Origin of the sequence: Kutzneria sp. NPDC051319 (assembly GCF_040682195.1) — a bacterium.
GTDB lineage: Bacteria > Actinomycetota > Actinomycetes > Mycobacteriales > Pseudonocardiaceae > Kutzneria.
Window position 1 is genome coordinate 19,798 of record NZ_JBFBAM010000018.1, and the last position, 16,717, is coordinate 36,514.

Sequence of the window (16,717 nt, forward strand, 5' to 3'; positions counted from 1 at the left end):
CGGAGGTGTTGACGTTCACGGTGCTCGGCCCGGTGACGGCCGCCCGGGACGGCCACGCGGTCGAGCTGGGCCCGCCACAGCAGCGCGCGGTGCTGGCGCTGCTGCTGGCCAAGGCGGGCAAGCCGGCCGGCCAGTCCGAGCTGATCGACCTGGTGTGGGGGGAGCGCGCCCCGACCAGCGCGGCCAACCTCGTGCACCGGTACGTAGGCGCGCTGCGGCGGGCGCTCGAACCCGGGCTGACGGCACGCAGTCAGGGTGAGCTGCTGACCCGGCAGGCCGGCGGCTACGAGCTGCACATCGAACCCGAGGCGTGTGACCTGTCCCGGTTCCGCGCACTCGTCGCGCGTGCCCACATGTCCTGCGGGCTGGGGGAGTACGCCGAGGCGCTGGGTCTGGTCCAGGGCCGTTGCGCCGCCGAGGTCAACCGGTCGCACCCGGCGTTCGCGGAAATCGACCACGAGGTCGCCGACGCCGCGCGGGCCGCCGCCGACCGCGCGCTCGCCCTGGGAACCCCCGATGCCGTGCACGATGTCGTGCGGCGGATCGCGCGCTGGCTGCCGCTGGACGAAGCACTGCACGTGCGGCTGATGAAGCTGCTGGTGGCGATGGGGCGCCCGGGCGTGGCCGAGGACGTCTACCGGGACATCGCGCTGCGCCTGGTCGAGCAGCTCGGCATCGATCCCGGCAAGGAGTTGCGAGCCGCGTTGCGGATGGCCGACGTGCGCGCCGCCGTGCTGCGGCCCGCGCAGCTGCCGGCCGACGTGCGGTCCTTCGCCGGCCGCGACCGCGAGCTGGCCGAACTCGACCGGCTGGCCGCGGAGCCGGTGCAGATCCTGTCGCTGGACGGAATGCCCGGCGCCGGCAAGTCCACACTGGCCGTCCACTGGGCCCATCGGCGCAAGCTCCGGTTCCGCGACGGGCAGCTGTACGTGAACCTGCACCACGCGGGGCCCCACACCGGTGTGCCGATGCTGCGGTCGTTCCTGCGCGCCCTCGGCCTGCCGGCGGAGGAGGTGCCGGAGACCCTCGACGAACTGGCCGCGGAGTACCGTCGGATGACCGCCGGCAAGGAGCTGCTGGTGGTCGTCGACGGGGCCTGCACCGTCGAGCAGGTCCGTGGACTCGTGCCCGCGCAGGCGGGTTCGCTGCTGTTGTTGACACTCAAGCGCCGGCTGCCCCAGCTGTCCGACGTCGGCAAAGTAGGGGTGGTATCCGTCGGAATGCTGGACCCCGGCCAATCCCGGGACCTGCTCGTGCACCGCCTCGGCGGGGACCGGGTCGACGCGGAACCCGCCGCCGCCGATCGGATCGTGCAGGCCTGTGGCGGTCTGCCGCTGGCGCTGTCGCTGGTCGCCGCGCGGCTGCTGATGAATCCCGGCTTCACCCTGGCCGCGGTGGTCGACGACCTGACCAGCGTGCTCGGCGCCGGCCCCGGCCTGCGCACGGTGTTCTCGTGGTCGTACGACCGGCTCGGGCCCACGGCGGCCCGGCTCTTCCGGCTGCTCAGCCTGCATCCCGTGGACGGCTTCTCCGCGCCCGTCACGGCTCGGCTGCTCGACGTCGACGCGCCGACGGCCGAGGCCGCACTGGCCGAACTCCTCGACTCGTGGCTGGTCGACCAGCCACGGCCGGGCCGGTACCAGGCGCATGAGCTCGTGATGGCCTATGCCCTCGACCTCAGCCAGGAGATCGACTCCGACGCGGATCGAGCCGGCGCGCGGGCCCGGATGGTCGAGCACTACGTGCAAGGCGCGCAGTGGGCGCACGACAGCCTGGCCGCGGAACGGAACGAGCGCGAGGCCGTCGGCTGGTACACCCGCGAGTACGAGGTCGTCGAGACGCTCATCCGGCAGATCGACGAGCCGTGGCGGCTCACCATTCCCATGCAGCGCTTCTACCTGCGCCGGGGGCTGTTGCAGGACTGGGAGGACAGCGTCCGCTACAGCCTGGCCAAGGCCGTCGAGCCGGCGCCGCGGGCGCGGCTGCTGATGGGCCTGGCCGGCGTCGCCCAGTGCACGGGCCGGTTCGACGAAGCCGTGACCCTGTACCGGGAATCGCTGATCGTCGGTAAGGAGGTCGACGACCCGCGGCGGGTGGTGATCACCCTGATCGGGCTGGCCGGCGTCGAGGAGTCGCGCGGCGACCGCAAGACCGCCGGCATCGTCATCGCGGAAGCGTTGCAGGTCATGGACACCCGACTCGGCGTCAGCGGCGGCCCGGTGTCCGACGACACCAAGACGCTGCTGCGCTACCTGCTCAACGCCGGCGCGGAGCTCGGCCTGTTCGAGAACGAGGTCGTCCGCGCGCGGCTGTCCGCCGTTCTCGACTAGATCCGGGCTTGGTCAGATCGCGCCGATCCGCAGCGCATAAGCGACGGCATGCGCGCGGTTCTGCAGATTGTGGCGGCTCAGCAGATCCTTCAGGATGCGCTTGATCGTGTGCTCGGAATACTTGAGCTCACGGGCGATATCCGCGTTTTCGGCGCCCTGCGCCACCAGTCTGAGCACTTCCACCTCGCGCGCGTCCAGGCCCGCGACGCCGTAACCGGTCGTCGTGATCAGCACGCGGTCGATGCGCCGCAGGTGGTCCACCAGCAGTCGGGCCACCGACGGCGGCAGCACCGACCGGCCCTCCGCCGTCGTCACCAGCGCCTTGGTGATCGTCGTCAGGTCGGTCGAGCGGCGGGGCAGGAAGCTCACCACGCCGGCGTGCAGGCTGCGCAGCAACTGCCGGCCGCCAAGGCGATCCGCCACCAGGAGCACCGGGGGAGCGGTGTCGCCGGTGATGCTGGCCAGCAGCTCGTCGGTGACCTCGGTGGCGATCGCCAGCAGCACCTCGCCCGACGCGGCGGCGTCGGTCAGGCGCAGCCGGGGGTGGCCCGCGATCGCCTGCGCCACCGCGTCCCTCGTCAGCGCGTCGTCGACGGCCAGGCGGACCGGGAAGATCTGCTCGGTGCGCGGGCCGATCGTGGAGACGGTGGCGAGTGCGGTGCTCATGGTGAAAACGGTAGGCGGCACAACTGATGATTCAGTGACCGTCGCGGTGTTGTCGGCCCGTGCGCGCAGAACTGTCACAAAAGGTGGGGAGTGTGTCTGCTACGGATTGCTGCCGTTGGTGAGTAGGGGTGCTCGTTGTCCATTCGTCCGGTGTTCGCTGCCTTGGCGGCTGTGCTGCTCGTGTCCGCGTGCGGGACCAGCGCCGCCGCCCCGCTCGGGGACGCCGACGGCGTCATTCCGGACAACAACAACATCAGCCCCTTCGACACCGCCAAGGCGGCGATCCACAACCTGGACCCGGCGCTGCTGGCCGCCGTGCAGCAGGCCGCTCGGGATGCCCAGGGGCACGACATCACCGTGCGGATCACCTCCGGCTGGCGCAGCAAGGCCTACCAGCAGCAGTTGCTCGACGACGCCGTCCGCAAGTACGGCACGCTGGCCGCGGCACGGCAGTACGTCAACACGCCGGACAAGTCCACCCACGTCACGGGCAAGGCCGTCGACATCGGGCCGACCGACGCCGACGACTGGGTGAACCGGCATGGCGCCGACTACGGGTTGTGTCAGGCCTACTCCAACGAGATGTGGCACTTCGAACTGTTGACGACGCCGGGCGGCCAGTGCCCGCCGCAGCGGCCGGACGCCGCAGGCTGATCTTTCCATCCTTTGTGGACTCCGGCTCAGCGGCGGCGCCACCACAGGTGCCACACCGCCAGCGCCGGGAAGCCGACCACCAGGAACAGGCCGATCGCGACCGTGGCCGGCGAGTCGATCCCGTTGCCGGCCACCGCGATCACGATGCCGCTGGCGTGCATGGCCAGGCAGCCGGCGATCAGCGCCGCCGCCGAGCCCGGCGTGAGCGGCCGCAGCTCCGCCATCTTGCGGGCCAGGTTGGGATCGGTCGTCGTCAACGATCGTTCGATCTCCGCGAGCGATCGCAGCTCGTCGTCACGCAGCGTCATGGCTCCCCCTGCCGGTTGACCGACTGACGCCTCATATTGTTCCAGCCCGAGGCTGCTCTGTCGAACATATTTTCGAGTCTGCTCCGTCGTATCTGTGAACGAGCGTGTCTTGACGGTGATCGGCAGCCGTCGCTATGGTCTGAACCACATTTCGTCTCTTTCGTCCCGCTCCCGCCCCCTCGTGGCGCTCGCGACGCCCGTTGTGGGGCAACCCTGCAAGGAGTCGGCATGAATCTGAACAAAAGGCTGGTCGCTGCCCTCGCGGGCGCGGTCGCGGCGCCCCTGATCGTCGTGGCCGGTCCCGCTGCCCTCGCCAGCGCGCACGGTTACGTCAACTCACCCGCCAGCCGTCAGGCCCAGTGCGCCTCGCACACGGTGTCCTGCGGCGCGATCCAGTACGAGCCCCAGAGTGTGGAGGGGCCCAAGGGTTTGCGCAGCTGCAACGGCGGCGTGGCCCGGTTCGCCGAGCTCAACGACAACTCCAAGCCGTGGCAGGCCGCGTCCGTCGGCAAGACGGTGACCTTCAACTGGACCTTCACCGCGCGCCACCGCACCACCAACTACGAGTACTACGTCGGTGGCACCAAGGTCGGCGACTTCAGTGGCAACAACCAGGTTCCGCCCGCAACCGTCTCCCACTCCGTCAATCTCGGCAGCCGCTCCGGCCGCATCACCGTGCTGGCCATCTGGAACATCGCCGACACGTCCAACGCCTTCTACAGCTGCATCGACCTGAACGTGAGGTAGCTTTAGGCCTTTCGGCGGCCCGTCCGTCCGTTGTGGATGGACGGGCCGCCTCGGCCATGGTCATCGCCCATGGTCACTGCCGGGGTCATTGCCGGCTCAAATAGAGCTCCACGCCGTCCAGGATGCGTTCCAGGCCGAACTCCAGGCCCTGGTCGCGGGATTTGTGCTGCTCCGACTCCGCCAGCGCCTTCACCACGTGCGGAAACCGTTCGGCCCGGGTCGCCAGCACCTTGGCCCAGCCCTCGGCGATGTCCTCCTCCGAGGTGTCCGCCGCCTGCTCGATGATCGCGCGGATCTGCCCCGTCAGCGCGACGACGACGTCCATCTTCTGGCCGCCGTCCATCCGGACCTCGGCCAGCGCCCCCAGCGCTTTCTCCACCCACCCCAGCTCGTTCGGGCCCGTCACCCGCCGTCCCACCGTTGCCCGCAGCGCCCACGGGTGGGCTCGCATGAGGTTGAACATCGCCATCGTCCAGGCCTTCAGCTGCGGCCGCCAGCCACCGTCGATGTGGCTCAGCTCCGGCGGTTCCCCCATGGCGGTGTCCACCATCAGCGCGATCAGCTCGTCCTTGCCCGGGACGTAGCGGTAGGTCGCCATCTTGGTCACGCCCAGCGCCTCCGCCACCCGCTGCATCGTCACCGCCCCCAGGCCCTCCCGGTCGGCCAGGTCGATCCCCGCCTTCGCCAGCTCGCCCACCGTCAGCGTCGGCCTCGGCCCCCTCCTCGGCGCGCCCCGCTCGCCCCACAGCACCTCGAACGCGTCCATCGCCACTCCCGGATCCGCCGACTCTCCGCCGCTCACTGTGCAGTGCCCAGCGGCCCGACGCCGACCGCCCCTTGCCAACCGCTGAAACTGTGTCTATCGTACACTGTGTCTTACGGACACGGTTTACGGGAGGCGATCATGCGGGTGTTGGTTTCGGGTGCGGGCGTGGCGGGGCCGGCGCTGGCGACGGCGCTGGGGCGGCACGGCATCGAGGCGACGGTGGTCGAGGCGGCGTCGAAGCTGCGGACCAGCGGGTTCGCGGTGGACTTCCGCGGCGAGACGCACATGCGGGTGCTGAAGACGCTGGGCGTGCTGGACGAGCTGAAGGCGGTCCAGACGCACGGCGGGGCGATGGAGGCGGTGAACGAGCGGGGCGAGCGCATCTTCCGCTTACCGGAGGAGTTCGCGGGCGGCGAGGTGGAGGTCCGGCGCAACGACCTGTCGAGAATCCTGTACGAGCGGAGCCTGGACCACGCGGAGTACCTGTTCGGGGACACCGTCACCGGCCTGACGGAGACGGCGGACGGGGTGCGGGTCGACTTCGCCAGGGCGGAGTCTCGGACGTTCGATCTGGTGATCGGCACGGACGGGATGCACTCGGCGGTGCGGCGGCTGGCCTTTGGGCCGGAACGGGATTACGTCAAGCATCTCGGCTACTACATCGCGGGCTGGAACCTGCCGAACGACCGCGGGTACGGCACGACGTCGACCCAGTACAACGTGCCGGGCCGGATGGCGGCGGTGAGCGCGGACTTCCGTGAGCCGAGCAAGGCCGGCGCGCTGTTCGTGTTCGCCAGCCCGCAGGTCGACGTCGACTGGCGCGACGTGGACCGCCAGAAGGCGATGATCCGGGACGCCTTCGGCGGAATGCGTTGGCACGTCCCGCATCTGCTCGACACGCTGGGCGATGTCGACGAGATGTACTTCGACTCGATCAGCCGGGTGCAGGCGACGCGGTGGACGAAGGGGCGCTTCGCGCTGCTCGGCGACGCCGCGTGGGGAGTCACACTCGGCGGCATGGGCGTCGGCACCGGCGTCGTCGGCGCCTACGTGCTGGCGGGCGAGTTGTCCCAGGCGCGGGGTGATCACCGGAAGGCCTTCGCCGCGTACGAACAGCGCATGCGCGGCTACGCCGGCCGTTGGCAGAAGGGCGCCAGCCCCGGTCAGTTCCTCGCCCCCTCCAACGCCGCCCTGCTGTGGCTGCGCAACGCCATGTTCAGCACCAAGGCCGTGCAGAAGCTGATGGTCGCCGGCACCACCAAGCTGGCCAGCGACGTTGTCCTGCCGGACTACCCGGTGTCCTGAGCCGTTGTGGCTGCGTGGGCGTCGGGCCGGCCGGCGTTGTTGTCCGGTTCGGACAGGCCCGATTGCCCTGAGCCCGTCTCGGATTCGTGTCCTTGACGGTCCCGGCGGGTGCGGCTACTCTCCCCGCATTAGGAAGGTAGGTTTCCTAACTGCCGATGTGAGGCGGCCTCGGCCGTCGAACCGGAAATCACTGCCGCCACAGGGATTTCTACTCAAGCGAAGCGACTTCGCGGAGGGAATCCTGATGGGTGCTCGGTGCACGGCGCGGTTCGCGCCACACGGGAATCCCTTGTCGCGGAACACAGTCTCCAGACCCGGCTGAACGGCCGTGACCGCCGCCGATCCCTGTCCGGCGGCGCCCCCTTGCCGCGCCGTGAACTTTTGCCACGACACCGCGCTGTCCGTTGCGCCCCTTGACTCCGCCGCGATATCCCCTGCCATTCCCTGTGGAGGAAGTTCATGATCAGAAAAGTGCTGGTCGCCGTGTTCGCGGTGGTCCTCGGCACGTCGCTCGCGGCCGCCGGCCAGGCGGCCGCGGCGCCGCAGGCGAGTCACCAGGCCGCCGCCGCGCCCCGGTCCGACGACGGCAACCCCACCGCCGCCCAGCTGCTGGCCAAGACCACCCACTGCAACCAGGTCTCCCACGGCACCTACTCGGACAAGAACGGCGGCCAGACCCCGATCTGCGGCGCCACCGGCGCCTACTTCTGGACCTCGGGCATGGCCATCGACTGCGACGGCCAGCGCACGACCCAGTGCAACGAGAACACCGACTGCTGCTTCTACGACGACACGTCGTTCCACCAGTCCGACGGCAAGCCGTTCAACGCCGCCCAGGTGCCCTACGTCGTCATCCCGCTGCCCAGTTCCCGTTGGAACTACGGCAGTGCCGGCATCAAGGGCGGTGACGTGCTCGCGGTGATCTACCACGGTCACGTCGAGTACGCGGTCTTCGGCGACGAGGGTCCGGACGACTCCATCGGCGAGGCCTCGTACGCCACGGCCAAGGCCCTCGGCATCGACCCCGACCCGTCCAACGGCGGCACCTCGGACAAGGTCACCTACATCGTGTTCAAGAACTCCAAGGTTTCGCCCATCGAGAACCACGGCAACGCGGTGACCCAGGGCCGCAAGTTCGCCCAGCAGTTCCTCAGCAGCAACTGACTCCACCCCATGCAGGGAAGGACGCCTTACCCGCGTTCAACGAGGGTAAGGCGTCCTTCCCTGCGTAAGGGGGCTACAGCGGCAGCGTCGGTAGGAAGGAATCGACCAGGGGGTCGGTGAACTCACGGGAGACGGGTTCGCCGGTGACCAGGACGCGGTAGTGGACGACGGCCATGAGGCGCTGGACGGCGAGGTCGAGGTCGAGGGTCGGGGGGAGTTCGCCACGGGCGAGGGCGCGGTCGAAGGGCAGGCGGTCGCGCAGCTGCTGGGCGGCGAGGTGGGTGTCGCGCAGGCGGGTGGCGAGGGCGGGGTCGTGCTGGGCCTGGCCGACCAGGGCGCGGTAGACGGCGCCGGCGTCGTTGGTGGTCAGGAAGTCGGCGACGGCGGCGAGGTGCTCGCGGAGGTCGGCGGCCAGTGAGCCGTGGTCGGCGGGGGTGAGGGCCTTGGCCATGTCGTCGCCGAAGGCGTCCAGCAGGATGTCCACTTTGGACGGCCACCAGCGGTAGATGGTCTGTTTGGCCACGCCGGCCCGGGCGGCGATCTTCTCGATGGTGAGTCCGGCGAAACCGTGCTCGACGAGCAGGTCGTCGGCGGCCTCGAGGACGGCCTGCCGGGCCGCCTCGCTGCGGCCGTAGCGATTGCCGTGATGATCAGCGCCCATGGGGGCACAGCCTAGTCGGCTGTAGACAAGACGCAACGTTGCGTCTACTGTACGGGTCATGACATCGACACTGCTCGAACCGAAGACGCGCGGGGTGCTGGCGACGCTGTTCGCCGAGGCGGAGAAGGACGACCGACGGGTGTACGGCGAGATTCCCGCGGACGTGCAAGGCAAGGCGGACGCGCTGGCGGACGTGTACATGCCGATCTCGCCCGAGGGCGGCCGGCTGCTGTATTCACTCGTGCGGGCGATCCGGCCGGAAGTAGTGGTGGAGTTCGGCACCTCGTACGGCATCTCCACGCTGCACCTGGCCGCCGCGGTGCACGACAACGGCATCGGTCACGTGTACGGCAGCGAGCTGAGTGCGACCAAGGTCACCGCGGCCAGGGCCAATCTGGACGCGGCCGACCTGTCCCATCATGTGACGATCCTTGCGGGCGACGCCCTCGACACGCTCGCGGACGTCCCCGGCCCGATCGGCCTGGTCCTGGTGGACGGCTGGAAGGAGCTGAGCGTGCCCGTGCTGCGACTGCTGGAGCCCCGCCTCGCGCCCGGCGCCCTGGTGGTGGCCGACGACATCACCATGCCCTCCATGCACCCGTACCTCGACCACGTCCGCGACCCGCGCAACGGCTACCTGGGCGTGGAGTTCCCGGTGGCCGACGGCATGGAGATCAGCTGCCGCGTCTGAACGACCGAACAGAGGGGAGTAACGACATGTGCGCCACCTGCGGCGTGCCGACGCACGTTCCGGCGCCGCCCCGCAAGTTCGCGGCCCTGCGCAACGCGGACTGCCGCACCTACCTGGTCGGCGCGGCGCTGGCCATGATGGCCGACAACATCGAGCACGTCATCACGTACTGGGTGCTGTGGGAGAAGTTCCACTCGCCGGCGCTGACCGGCTTCGAGGTGATCAGCCACTGGGTGCCGTTCCTGCTGGGCTCGGTGTACTTCGGCGGCCTGGCCGACCGGCACGACTGCCGCCGGGTGATCCAGGCGGCGCAGGTGCTGTTCATGGCGGTGTCGGTGGCCTGGGGCGTCCTGTTCCTCACCGGCTCGCTGGAGGTGTGGGAGGCGTGCCTCCTGCTCGTGCTGCACGGCTGCGCCGGCGCCATCTGGGGACCGGGCGAACAGCTGATGCTGCACGACTTCGTCGGCGACGCGGACCTGCCCAGCGCGGTCCGGCTCAACGCCACGTTCCGCAGCCTCGGCATCCTGTTCGGGCCGGTGGTCGGCTCGGCGCTGCTGCTGGGGCTGGGCCCGGAGGCCGGCATCTTCGTCAACGTGCTGTTCTATCTGCCGCTGACGCTGTTCCTGTTCCGCACCAAGGTGACCGGGCACAGCCGGGACGGCGGCGTGCCGCGCACCCAGCTGGGCCTGGTGGACTCGATCCGGGTGTTCAAGGAGGTGCGCTCGGACCGCACCATCGTCAGCATGATCATCCTGGGCGGCCTCGGGGCGTTTTTCGTCGGCGCGTCACTGCAGACGTCGATGCCGATCTACGCCCAGGACCTCGGCGCCGGCGCGGCCGGCACGGCCTACGGGGTGCTGCTGTTCGCCAACGGCGTCGGCGGCGTGATCGGCGGCATCCTGCTCGAAGCCACCGGCCGCATCAAACCGAGCGTGACAGCAGCTGTCGTCAGCACCGGAATCTACGGCCTGACCAGCCTGTTCTTCGCCGTCACGGGCAGCTACGCGCTGGCCGTCGTCGCTCTTGTCATCGGTGGCGTGGCCAACCTGGCCTCCATGTCCATCGGGCAGACGGTGGTGCAGCTGCGGGCCAATCCGGCCGATCGGGGCAAGGTGATCGGCGTGTACGGCGTCGCCGCCAACGGTTTGCGCGCCGGCAGCGGCTTCACGGTGGGCCTGCTCGGCTCCGCGGTCGGCGTGCACCTGTCGCTGGGCATGTCGGCGGCGGCGCTCACCCTCGGCACGGGCGTGGCCGGCTGGCACGCGCTGCGCAAGCGCTGACACGGCAATTCCGGATTTCGGTGGGCGCATTTCCGAAAGTGGGGGATATCCCGTGATGACCTCCGCTACACCCGTTCGCCCAGCTGTATCGAGAACTGAACCGATGCGGTTCGCGAACGGGTGTTAGCGCGGCCACGACCGATTGCGGGGCGTCGGATCCGGCCCAACACTGGACGATCTGTCGCCCATGCCGAGGAGGCCCTGTTATGCCCAAGTTCGTCTACGCCTTCGCCGAGGCCAACAAGGACATGAAGGACCTGCTGGGCGGCAAGGGGGCGAACCTGGGCGAGATGACCCGGCTGGGCCTGCCGGTGCCGCCCGGATTCACCATCACCACCGAGGCCTGCCTGGCCTACCTGGCCGACCGGGACTTCCCGGACGGGCTGGCCGACGAGATCTCCAAGCAGCTCGACGCGCTGGAACAATCGATGGGCAAGAAGCTCGGCGACGCGGCCGATCCGCTGCTCGTATCCGTACGCAGCGGCGCCAAGTTCTCGATGCCCGGCATGATGGAAACCGTCCTCAACGTCGGTCTGAACGACGACTCGGTGCACGGTCTCGCGCAGCAGGCCGGCGATGAGCGGTTCGCATTCGACTCCTACCGCCGCCTCATCCAGATGTTCGGCAAGACGGTGCTCGACATCGACGGCGAGCACTTCGAGGACGCGATCGAGGAGGCCAAGCACGCCAAGGGCGTCACGGGCGACCTCGATCTCGACGCCGACGACCTGCGCCAGCTGGTCGAGGTGTTCAAGAAGGTCGTGCAGGAGCACGCCGGCCGGGCGTTCCCGCAGCACCCGCGCGAGCAGATGGACCTGGCCGTGCGGGCGGTGTTCGACTCCTGGAACACGCCGCGCGCGGTGATCTACCGCCGCCAGGAGCGCATCCCGTCCGACCTGGGCACGGCGGTCAACATCGTGGCCATGGTGTTCGGCAACCTGGGCATGGACTCCGGCACGGGCGTCGCCTTCACCCGCGACCCGGCCAGCGGCGCGCAGGGCATCTACGGCGACTACCTGCAGAACGCCCAGGGCGAGGACGTCGTCGCCGGCATCCGCAACACGGTGCCGCTGCGCGACCTGGAGAAGATCGACAAGCGGGTCTACGACGAGCTGCTGCGAATCATGCAGACCCTGGAGGAGCACTACCGGGACCTGTGCGACATCGAGTTCACGGTCGAGCGCGGCAAGCTCTGGATGCTCCAGACCCGCGTCGGCAAGCGCACCGCGGCCGCGGCCTTCCGCATCGCCACCCAGCTGGTCGACCAGGGCCTGATCGACATGAACGAGGCGCTCACCCGGGTCACCGGCGCGCAGCTGGCGCAGCTGATGTTCCCGCGCTTCGACGAGAAGGCCGAGCGCCGCAAGATCGCGCAGGGCATGAACGCCTCGCCGGGCGCGGCGACCGGCAAGGTCGTGTTCGACTCGTACACGGCGGTGAAGTGGTCGCGTTCCGGCGAGAAGGTCATCCTCGTCCGCCGCGAGACCAACCCGGACGACCTGAACGGCATGATCGCGGCGTCGGGCATCCTGACCAGCCGCGGCGGCAAGACCTCCCACGCGGCCGTGGTCGCCCGCGGCATGGGCAAGACCTGCGTGTGCGGCGCGGAGGAGCTGGACGTCAACACCAAGGGCCGCGTCTTCCGTGCGCCGCACGGCGTCACCGTGCACGAGGGTGACGTGATCTCCATCGACGGCGCGACCGGCGAGGTGTTCCTCGGCGAGGTGCCGGTGGTGGATTCCCCGGTGGTGCGGTACTTCGAGGGCGAGATCGACATGGCGGAGGCCGACGACCTGGTCAAGGCCGTGCACCGCGTGATCAGTCACGCCGACGGCGTGCGGCGGATGGCCGTGCGCACCAACGCGGACACGCCGGAGGACGCGGCGCGGGCCCGGCGGTTCGGGGCCCAGGGCATCGGCCTGTGCCGCACCGAGCACATGTTCCTCGGCGAGCGACGGTCCCTTGTGGAGCGACTGATCCTGGCCGACACCGACGAGGAGCGCGAGCGTCAGCTGGGCGAGCTGCTTCCGTTGCAGCGCCAGGACTTCATCGAGCTGCTGGAGTCGATGGACGGCCTGCCGGTGACGATCCGCCTGCTCGACCCGCCGCTGCACGAGTTCCTGCCCGACATCACCGAGCTCTCGGTGCGGGTCGCCGTGGCCGAATCCCGGGGTGAGCAAAGGGAGAACGACCTGCGGCTGCTGCAGGCCGTGCACCGGCTGCACGAGCAGAACCCGATGCTGGGCCTGCGTGGCGTGCGGCTCGGCGTGGTCATTCCCGGCCTGTTCCAGATGCAGTCCCGCGCCATCCTGGAGGCCGCCGCCCAGCGGATCAAGGCCGGCGCCGTGCCGCGGGTGGAGATCATGGTGCCGCTGGTGGCCAACGTGCAGGAGTTCGAGACCGTCAAGCAGGACATCATCCAGGTGGCCCGCGAGGTGCGGGAGTCGGAGTCGACGCACCTGGAGTTCCTCATCGGCACCATGATCGAGCTGCCCCGGGCCGCGCTGACCGCCGACCAGATCGCCGAGGCCGCCGAGTTCTTCTCCTTCGGCACCAACGACCTCACCCAGACCACCTGGGGCTTCTCCCGCGACGACGTCGAGGCCGCGTTCTTCTCCGCCTACCTGGAGCGCGGCATCTTCGGCATCAGCCCGTTCGAGTCGATCGACCGGGACGGCGTCGGCGAACTGGTCCGCATCGCCTCGGAGAAGGGCCGCGCCCAGCGGTCGGGCCTGAAGCTCGGCGTCTGCGGCGAGCACGGCGGCGACCCCGACAGCGTGCACTTCTTCAACGAGGTGGGCCTGGACTACGTGTCCTGCTCGCCGTTCCGCGTGCCGGTCGCCCGCTTGGAGGCGGGCCGCGCCACGCTGGCCGGACGCGCACGCTGATCTGCCCTTCTGTGTGCACGGCTATCAGGCGCTGGAGGGCACGTTCCTCGGCGGCTGCGTCTTCACCGGGCGCACCGCCGGGCGGTCCATCACGGCCGCCCTGGGGTAGCGCCTGGCCAGCACGCCGGCGGCGGCCGCGGCGAGCACGAGCGTCGCGGCCGCCAGCAGCAGTGCGGGCCGATATCCGTTGTGCAGCAACGGCGCTGACGCCAACGGGCCGAGGATCTGGCCGACGGAGTAGCCGGCGGTGAGCAGCGCGACCGAGCGTGGGAACCGCAGCTCGGCGCCGGTGGCGAGGGTCAGCGTGGCGATACCGATGAAGGTGCCGCCGAACAGCGCGGCGGCGGTCAGCGCACTTGCCGTGTCGTCGAGAAGTGCCGGCAGGGCAACGCCTACCGCCTGCACCAGCAGCGCCACGACCAGCAGCCACGGCCGGGACCGGCGGCGACCCAGCCATGCCCACAGGGCGGCCGACGGCGTGGCGGCAAGGCCGACGATCACCCACGCGCCGCTGCCGAGCCAGCCGGGGGAGTTCTGGTCGATGGCCGCGACCAGGAACGTGCCGGCGATGATGTAGCCGACACCTTCCAGGCTGTAGCTGGTGAACAGCGCTGCAAATGCGCGGGTGCTCTTTCGTGTTGAGTCCATTGTGGACTTCTGATCGGGCTCCGGGCGCATGTTCCATGCCCCGGCGGCGATCACCGCGGCCAGTGCGGCCGAGCACCACCAGGCCGTCCGCCAGTCGCCGATCGTGCCGAGGATCAGCACCAGCACGCCGGAGATCGCGATGCCGCCGCCGATGCCGCCGAAGGCCCAGCCCGGCAGGTGTGCGGGATGTTCGCGGAGGTGGTGCAGCACGGAGCCCACAGCGGCGACAAACGTGACGGCGCTGGCGATCCCCGCGATCAGGCGCAGCGCAAGCCAGAGGATCACGTTGTGGGTCAACGGCATCGCGGCCAGCGTGAGCACGATGACCACTAGCGACGCCCGGGCCACGGCCGGCCGGCGGAATACCGGCAACGCCCCGGCCAGCGCACCAGCCAGGTAGCCGACGTAGTTGGCCGTCGCCAGCGCCGCCCCGCCCTGGGCCGTGAGGCCGGCCTGGGCGGTCATCAGCGGCAGGATCGGCGTGTAGACGAACCGTCCGATGCCCATGCTGGCCGCCAACGCCGCGGCCGACCGTCCCACGTGCCGCCAGGGCGGCCCGGATTCGGCGACGGTCACCACTGGTTCAGCACCGGGTCGTTCGGGTGCGCCTCCAGCTCGACGATCTCGGCGTGCATCCACGGCCACAGCGGCAGCGTGCCGAGCACGTTCTCGCGCAGGTCCCGCTCGTCCTCGCCGCGCCAGATGCCGATGCTCCGCTTCTCCCCGGCCGGCCGCCAGATCCGGTACAGGTGCCCGCTGGCCGCCAGCTCCTTGGCCCGCTCGTGCTCGGCCGCCCGGTGGCGGTCCACCTCCGCCGGGTCCGTGCCGTCCGGAATGGTGGTCGTGATCGTGACGACGAAGTCCTTCATGCCTCCATCCTGGGCCCCTGGCCTGCGTCGACGCCACGACCGGCCGGCTCGCCTGTGATAGGCGCAGCCTCCTAGGATCGGGCTGTGGAGCTACGCCAGCTGAAGTACTTCGTCGCCGTAGCTACGCATCTTCTAGTGCACACTCGGTGGCATGGGAGCTTCGCAGCCGCGCCGTGAGCGGGGTCGGACGCTGATCCAGCACGACCCTGACCAGCTAGTTTGGATCCTGTCGGCCCGTGAGTCGAGGGTGACGCCCGGACAGGACGCGCCGGGTGAGGGCCAGGTTGACTACCAACTGAGTGACCTTCGGAAGTTCGTCGCCGGGATCGGCGGGCGGGTCGCTCGCGAGGTTCCGGAGCCCAACGTGTCGTCGTTCAAGCGGCGGCGTGTGCTGCTGCCGGACGGCACCTACGGGTACCGCGTGGTGCGGCCGGACTGGGAAGCGATCCTGACCGGGTTGCGACGGCGTGAGGCCAACGCGCTGGCGGTGGTGGACATCGACCGCGCCACGCGTGACCCGCGCATCCTGGAAGACCTCATCGACGCTGTCGAGTTGTACGGCGTGTACGTGGTCAGCATGACCGGCAACATCGACCTGTCCACTGACGCCGGTATCTCGGCCGCCCGAAATCTGGTCAACCAGCGCAACAACGAGTCGCGTAACACGTCGCGTCGTGTTATTGACGGCAAGCGGAGGGCGGCGGGTGCCGGCAAGAACCACGGCGGCCCGAATCGGCCGTTCGGTTGGCGCAAGGACCGGACGACGCTGAACAAGCGCGAATCGGCGCACATTCGCAAGGCGTTGGAACGCATCCGGGGCGGCGTGAGTCCACTGACGCTCGCCCGGGAGTGGAACGACCGGAAGATCCCGACCGTCACGGGCGTGGAATGGCGCGCGGCGACCGTGCGAAACATGTTCACGCGGCCACGCATGTGCGGCATTGTCGTGTATCGCGGTGACGTCCTGAGGGACGAGTCCGGAACCCCTGTGCGGGGCAAGTGGGAGGCGATCCTCACGGACGACGAGTACGCGGAAGTGGTGCGTGCGTGGGGACCGGCCAAGGACAGCGAACACTCACGGATTACCGGCAAGGGCACCGGCCACCGGACCAAGCACCTGCTCTCCCCGTTCGTGCGGTGTGGCAAGTGCAACGCGCGCATGGTCGGGTCGACTCGCCGTGACACGAAGACCGGGGAACTGGTCCCCGTCTACCGGTGTCCGTCAAAGGGGCAGGGTGGGTGTGCCGGTATCAGGCGGGACGCTCGGCCGATCGACAAATACATCACAGCACTGGTCATCGCGGACCATCAGCGTATCGAATCGCTGAAAGTGGAAGACTTGCCACCGTGGCCGAAAGAGAAAGAGCTTGCCGGCCTTCAAGCGCGTATCGACGAGTCGATACGAAGGTATGAGGCGGGCGGGTACTCGGCGGAGCATCATTTCCCGAGTCTGGCCCGGATGGAAACGACACAGGCCAGCCTGCGGCGCGAACAGCGTAAGTACACCTCGCGTCAGGACGCGCGCAAGAAAGTCATTGCCAACCTGGCGGAGGAGTGGAAGAAGCCGAGTTTCAGTATGGAACAGCGGCAAGCGGCGGTCGCGCGGACGTTGACGGCCGTGGTGATCGGCGTGGCCGGCAAGGGTGTGCGGTTCCATCCTGATCAGCTCACGCCGATTTTCCGGGACAATCCGTGACGCGTTTCGTGACATCGCGCGGCAGCCTCGCCCGGTCGTCACGC

14 protein-coding genes and 1 pseudogene are annotated in these 16,717 nt (G+C 69.5%); 9 read left to right on the forward strand and 6 right to left on the reverse strand.

The features are described from left to right. Positions 1–5: 5 nt before the first annotated feature. A complete protein-coding gene (locus AB0M73_RS20210) occupies positions 6–2,330 on the forward strand; it encodes a BTAD domain-containing putative transcriptional regulator (protein WP_363892448.1) in 2,325 nt (774 codons plus the stop codon). A gap of 12 nt (positions 2,331–2,342) precedes the next feature. Here AB0M73_RS20210 and AB0M73_RS20215 read toward each other — a convergent pair whose 3' ends face one another. After that, positions 2,343–2,996 carry a response regulator transcription factor gene (locus AB0M73_RS20215; RefSeq protein WP_363892450.1) on the reverse strand — a complete coding sequence of 218 codons (654 nt, stop codon included), beginning with the start codon at positions 2,994–2,996 and terminating at the stop codon, positions 2,343–2,345. Positions 2,997–3,146: 150 nt separating this feature from the next. Here AB0M73_RS20215 and AB0M73_RS20220 point away from each other — a divergent pair, with 150 nt between their 5' ends. Further along, positions 3,147–3,650, forward strand: a complete 504-nt coding sequence (locus tag AB0M73_RS20220; protein ID WP_363892452.1) for a M15 family metallopeptidase — start codon at positions 3,147–3,149, stop codon at positions 3,648–3,650. Between the two features lie 26 nt (positions 3,651–3,676). On the opposite strand, the gene AB0M73_RS20225 is transcribed toward AB0M73_RS20220, so the two are convergent. Next, complete coding sequence (locus AB0M73_RS20225; protein WP_363892454.1) at positions 3,677–3,958, reverse strand: DUF3040 domain-containing protein; 282 nt, start codon at positions 3,956–3,958, stop codon at positions 3,677–3,679. Positions 3,959–4,186: 228 nt separating this feature from the next. Between AB0M73_RS20225 and AB0M73_RS20230 the strand changes: the two genes are divergently transcribed. Further along, positions 4,187–4,705 (forward strand): lytic polysaccharide monooxygenase auxiliary activity family 9 protein, encoded by a 519-nt coding sequence (locus AB0M73_RS20230; protein ID WP_363892456.1) that lies wholly within the window; start codon positions 4,187–4,189, stop codon positions 4,703–4,705. 85 nt (positions 4,706–4,790) lie between these two features. On the opposite strand, the gene AB0M73_RS20235 is transcribed toward AB0M73_RS20230, so the two are convergent. Then, positions 4,791–5,471, reverse strand: coding sequence for a TetR/AcrR family transcriptional regulator (locus AB0M73_RS20235; RefSeq protein WP_363892458.1), 681 nt, complete (start codon positions 5,469–5,471; stop codon positions 4,791–4,793). A gap of 138 nt (positions 5,472–5,609) precedes the next feature. Between AB0M73_RS20235 and AB0M73_RS20240 the strand changes: the two genes are divergently transcribed. Together AB0M73_RS20240 and AB0M73_RS20245 are read left to right on the forward strand one after the other, a co-directional pair. Beyond that, entirely contained in the window at positions 5,610–6,776 is a 1,167-nt protein-coding gene (locus tag AB0M73_RS20240) for an FAD-dependent monooxygenase (protein ID WP_363892460.1), read from the forward strand. Between the two features lie 459 nt (positions 6,777–7,235). Beyond that, entirely contained in the window at positions 7,236–7,940 is a 705-nt protein-coding gene (locus tag AB0M73_RS20245; RefSeq protein ID WP_363892462.1) for a glycoside hydrolase family 75 protein, read from the forward strand. Positions 7,941–8,013: 73 nt separating this feature from the next. Here the strand turns inward: AB0M73_RS20245 and AB0M73_RS20250 are convergent, their stop codons facing one another. Next, positions 8,014–8,601 (reverse strand): TetR/AcrR family transcriptional regulator, encoded by a 588-nt coding sequence (locus tag AB0M73_RS20250; protein ID WP_363892464.1) that lies wholly within the window; start codon positions 8,599–8,601, stop codon positions 8,014–8,016. A 58-nt stretch (positions 8,602–8,659) separates the two neighbouring features. On the opposite strand from AB0M73_RS20250, the gene AB0M73_RS20255 reads away from it, so the two are divergent. The 3 genes from AB0M73_RS20255 to ppdK all read left to right on the forward strand — a co-directional run bounded on the left by AB0M73_RS20255 (position 8,660) and on the right by ppdK (position 13,460). Next, a complete protein-coding gene (locus AB0M73_RS20255) occupies positions 8,660–9,292 on the forward strand; it encodes a class I SAM-dependent methyltransferase (protein WP_363892466.1) in 633 nt (210 codons plus the stop codon). Between the two features lie 26 nt (positions 9,293–9,318). Continuing rightward, positions 9,319–10,572, forward strand: coding sequence for an MFS transporter (locus tag AB0M73_RS20260; RefSeq protein ID WP_363892468.1), 1,254 nt, complete (start codon positions 9,319–9,321; stop codon positions 10,570–10,572). 206 nt (positions 10,573–10,778) lie between these two features. Beyond that, positions 10,779–13,460 carry a pyruvate, phosphate dikinase gene (gene ppdK, locus AB0M73_RS20265; protein WP_363892470.1) on the forward strand — a complete coding sequence of 894 codons (2,682 nt, stop codon included), beginning with the start codon at positions 10,779–10,781 and terminating at the stop codon, positions 13,458–13,460. 141 nt (positions 13,461–13,601) lie between these two features. Here ppdK and AB0M73_RS20270 read toward each other — a convergent pair. Both AB0M73_RS20270 and AB0M73_RS20275 read right to left on the reverse strand, forming a co-directional pair. Next, positions 13,602–14,615 (reverse strand): annotated as a pseudogene (locus tag AB0M73_RS20270) (YbfB/YjiJ family MFS transporter); the annotation flags it as partial. 65 nt (positions 14,616–14,680) lie between these two features. After that, on the reverse strand, positions 14,681–14,977 hold the full coding sequence (locus AB0M73_RS20275; protein WP_363892472.1) for a muconolactone Delta-isomerase family protein: 297 nt from the start codon (positions 14,975–14,977) through the stop codon (positions 14,681–14,683). A gap of 151 nt (positions 14,978–15,128) precedes the next feature. On the opposite strand from AB0M73_RS20275, the gene AB0M73_RS20280 reads away from it, so the two are divergent. After that, on the forward strand, positions 15,129–16,673 hold the full coding sequence (locus AB0M73_RS20280) for a recombinase family protein (protein ID WP_363892474.1): 1,545 nt from the start codon (positions 15,129–15,131) through the stop codon (positions 16,671–16,673). The last annotated feature ends 44 nt before the right edge of the window (positions 16,674–16,717 follow it).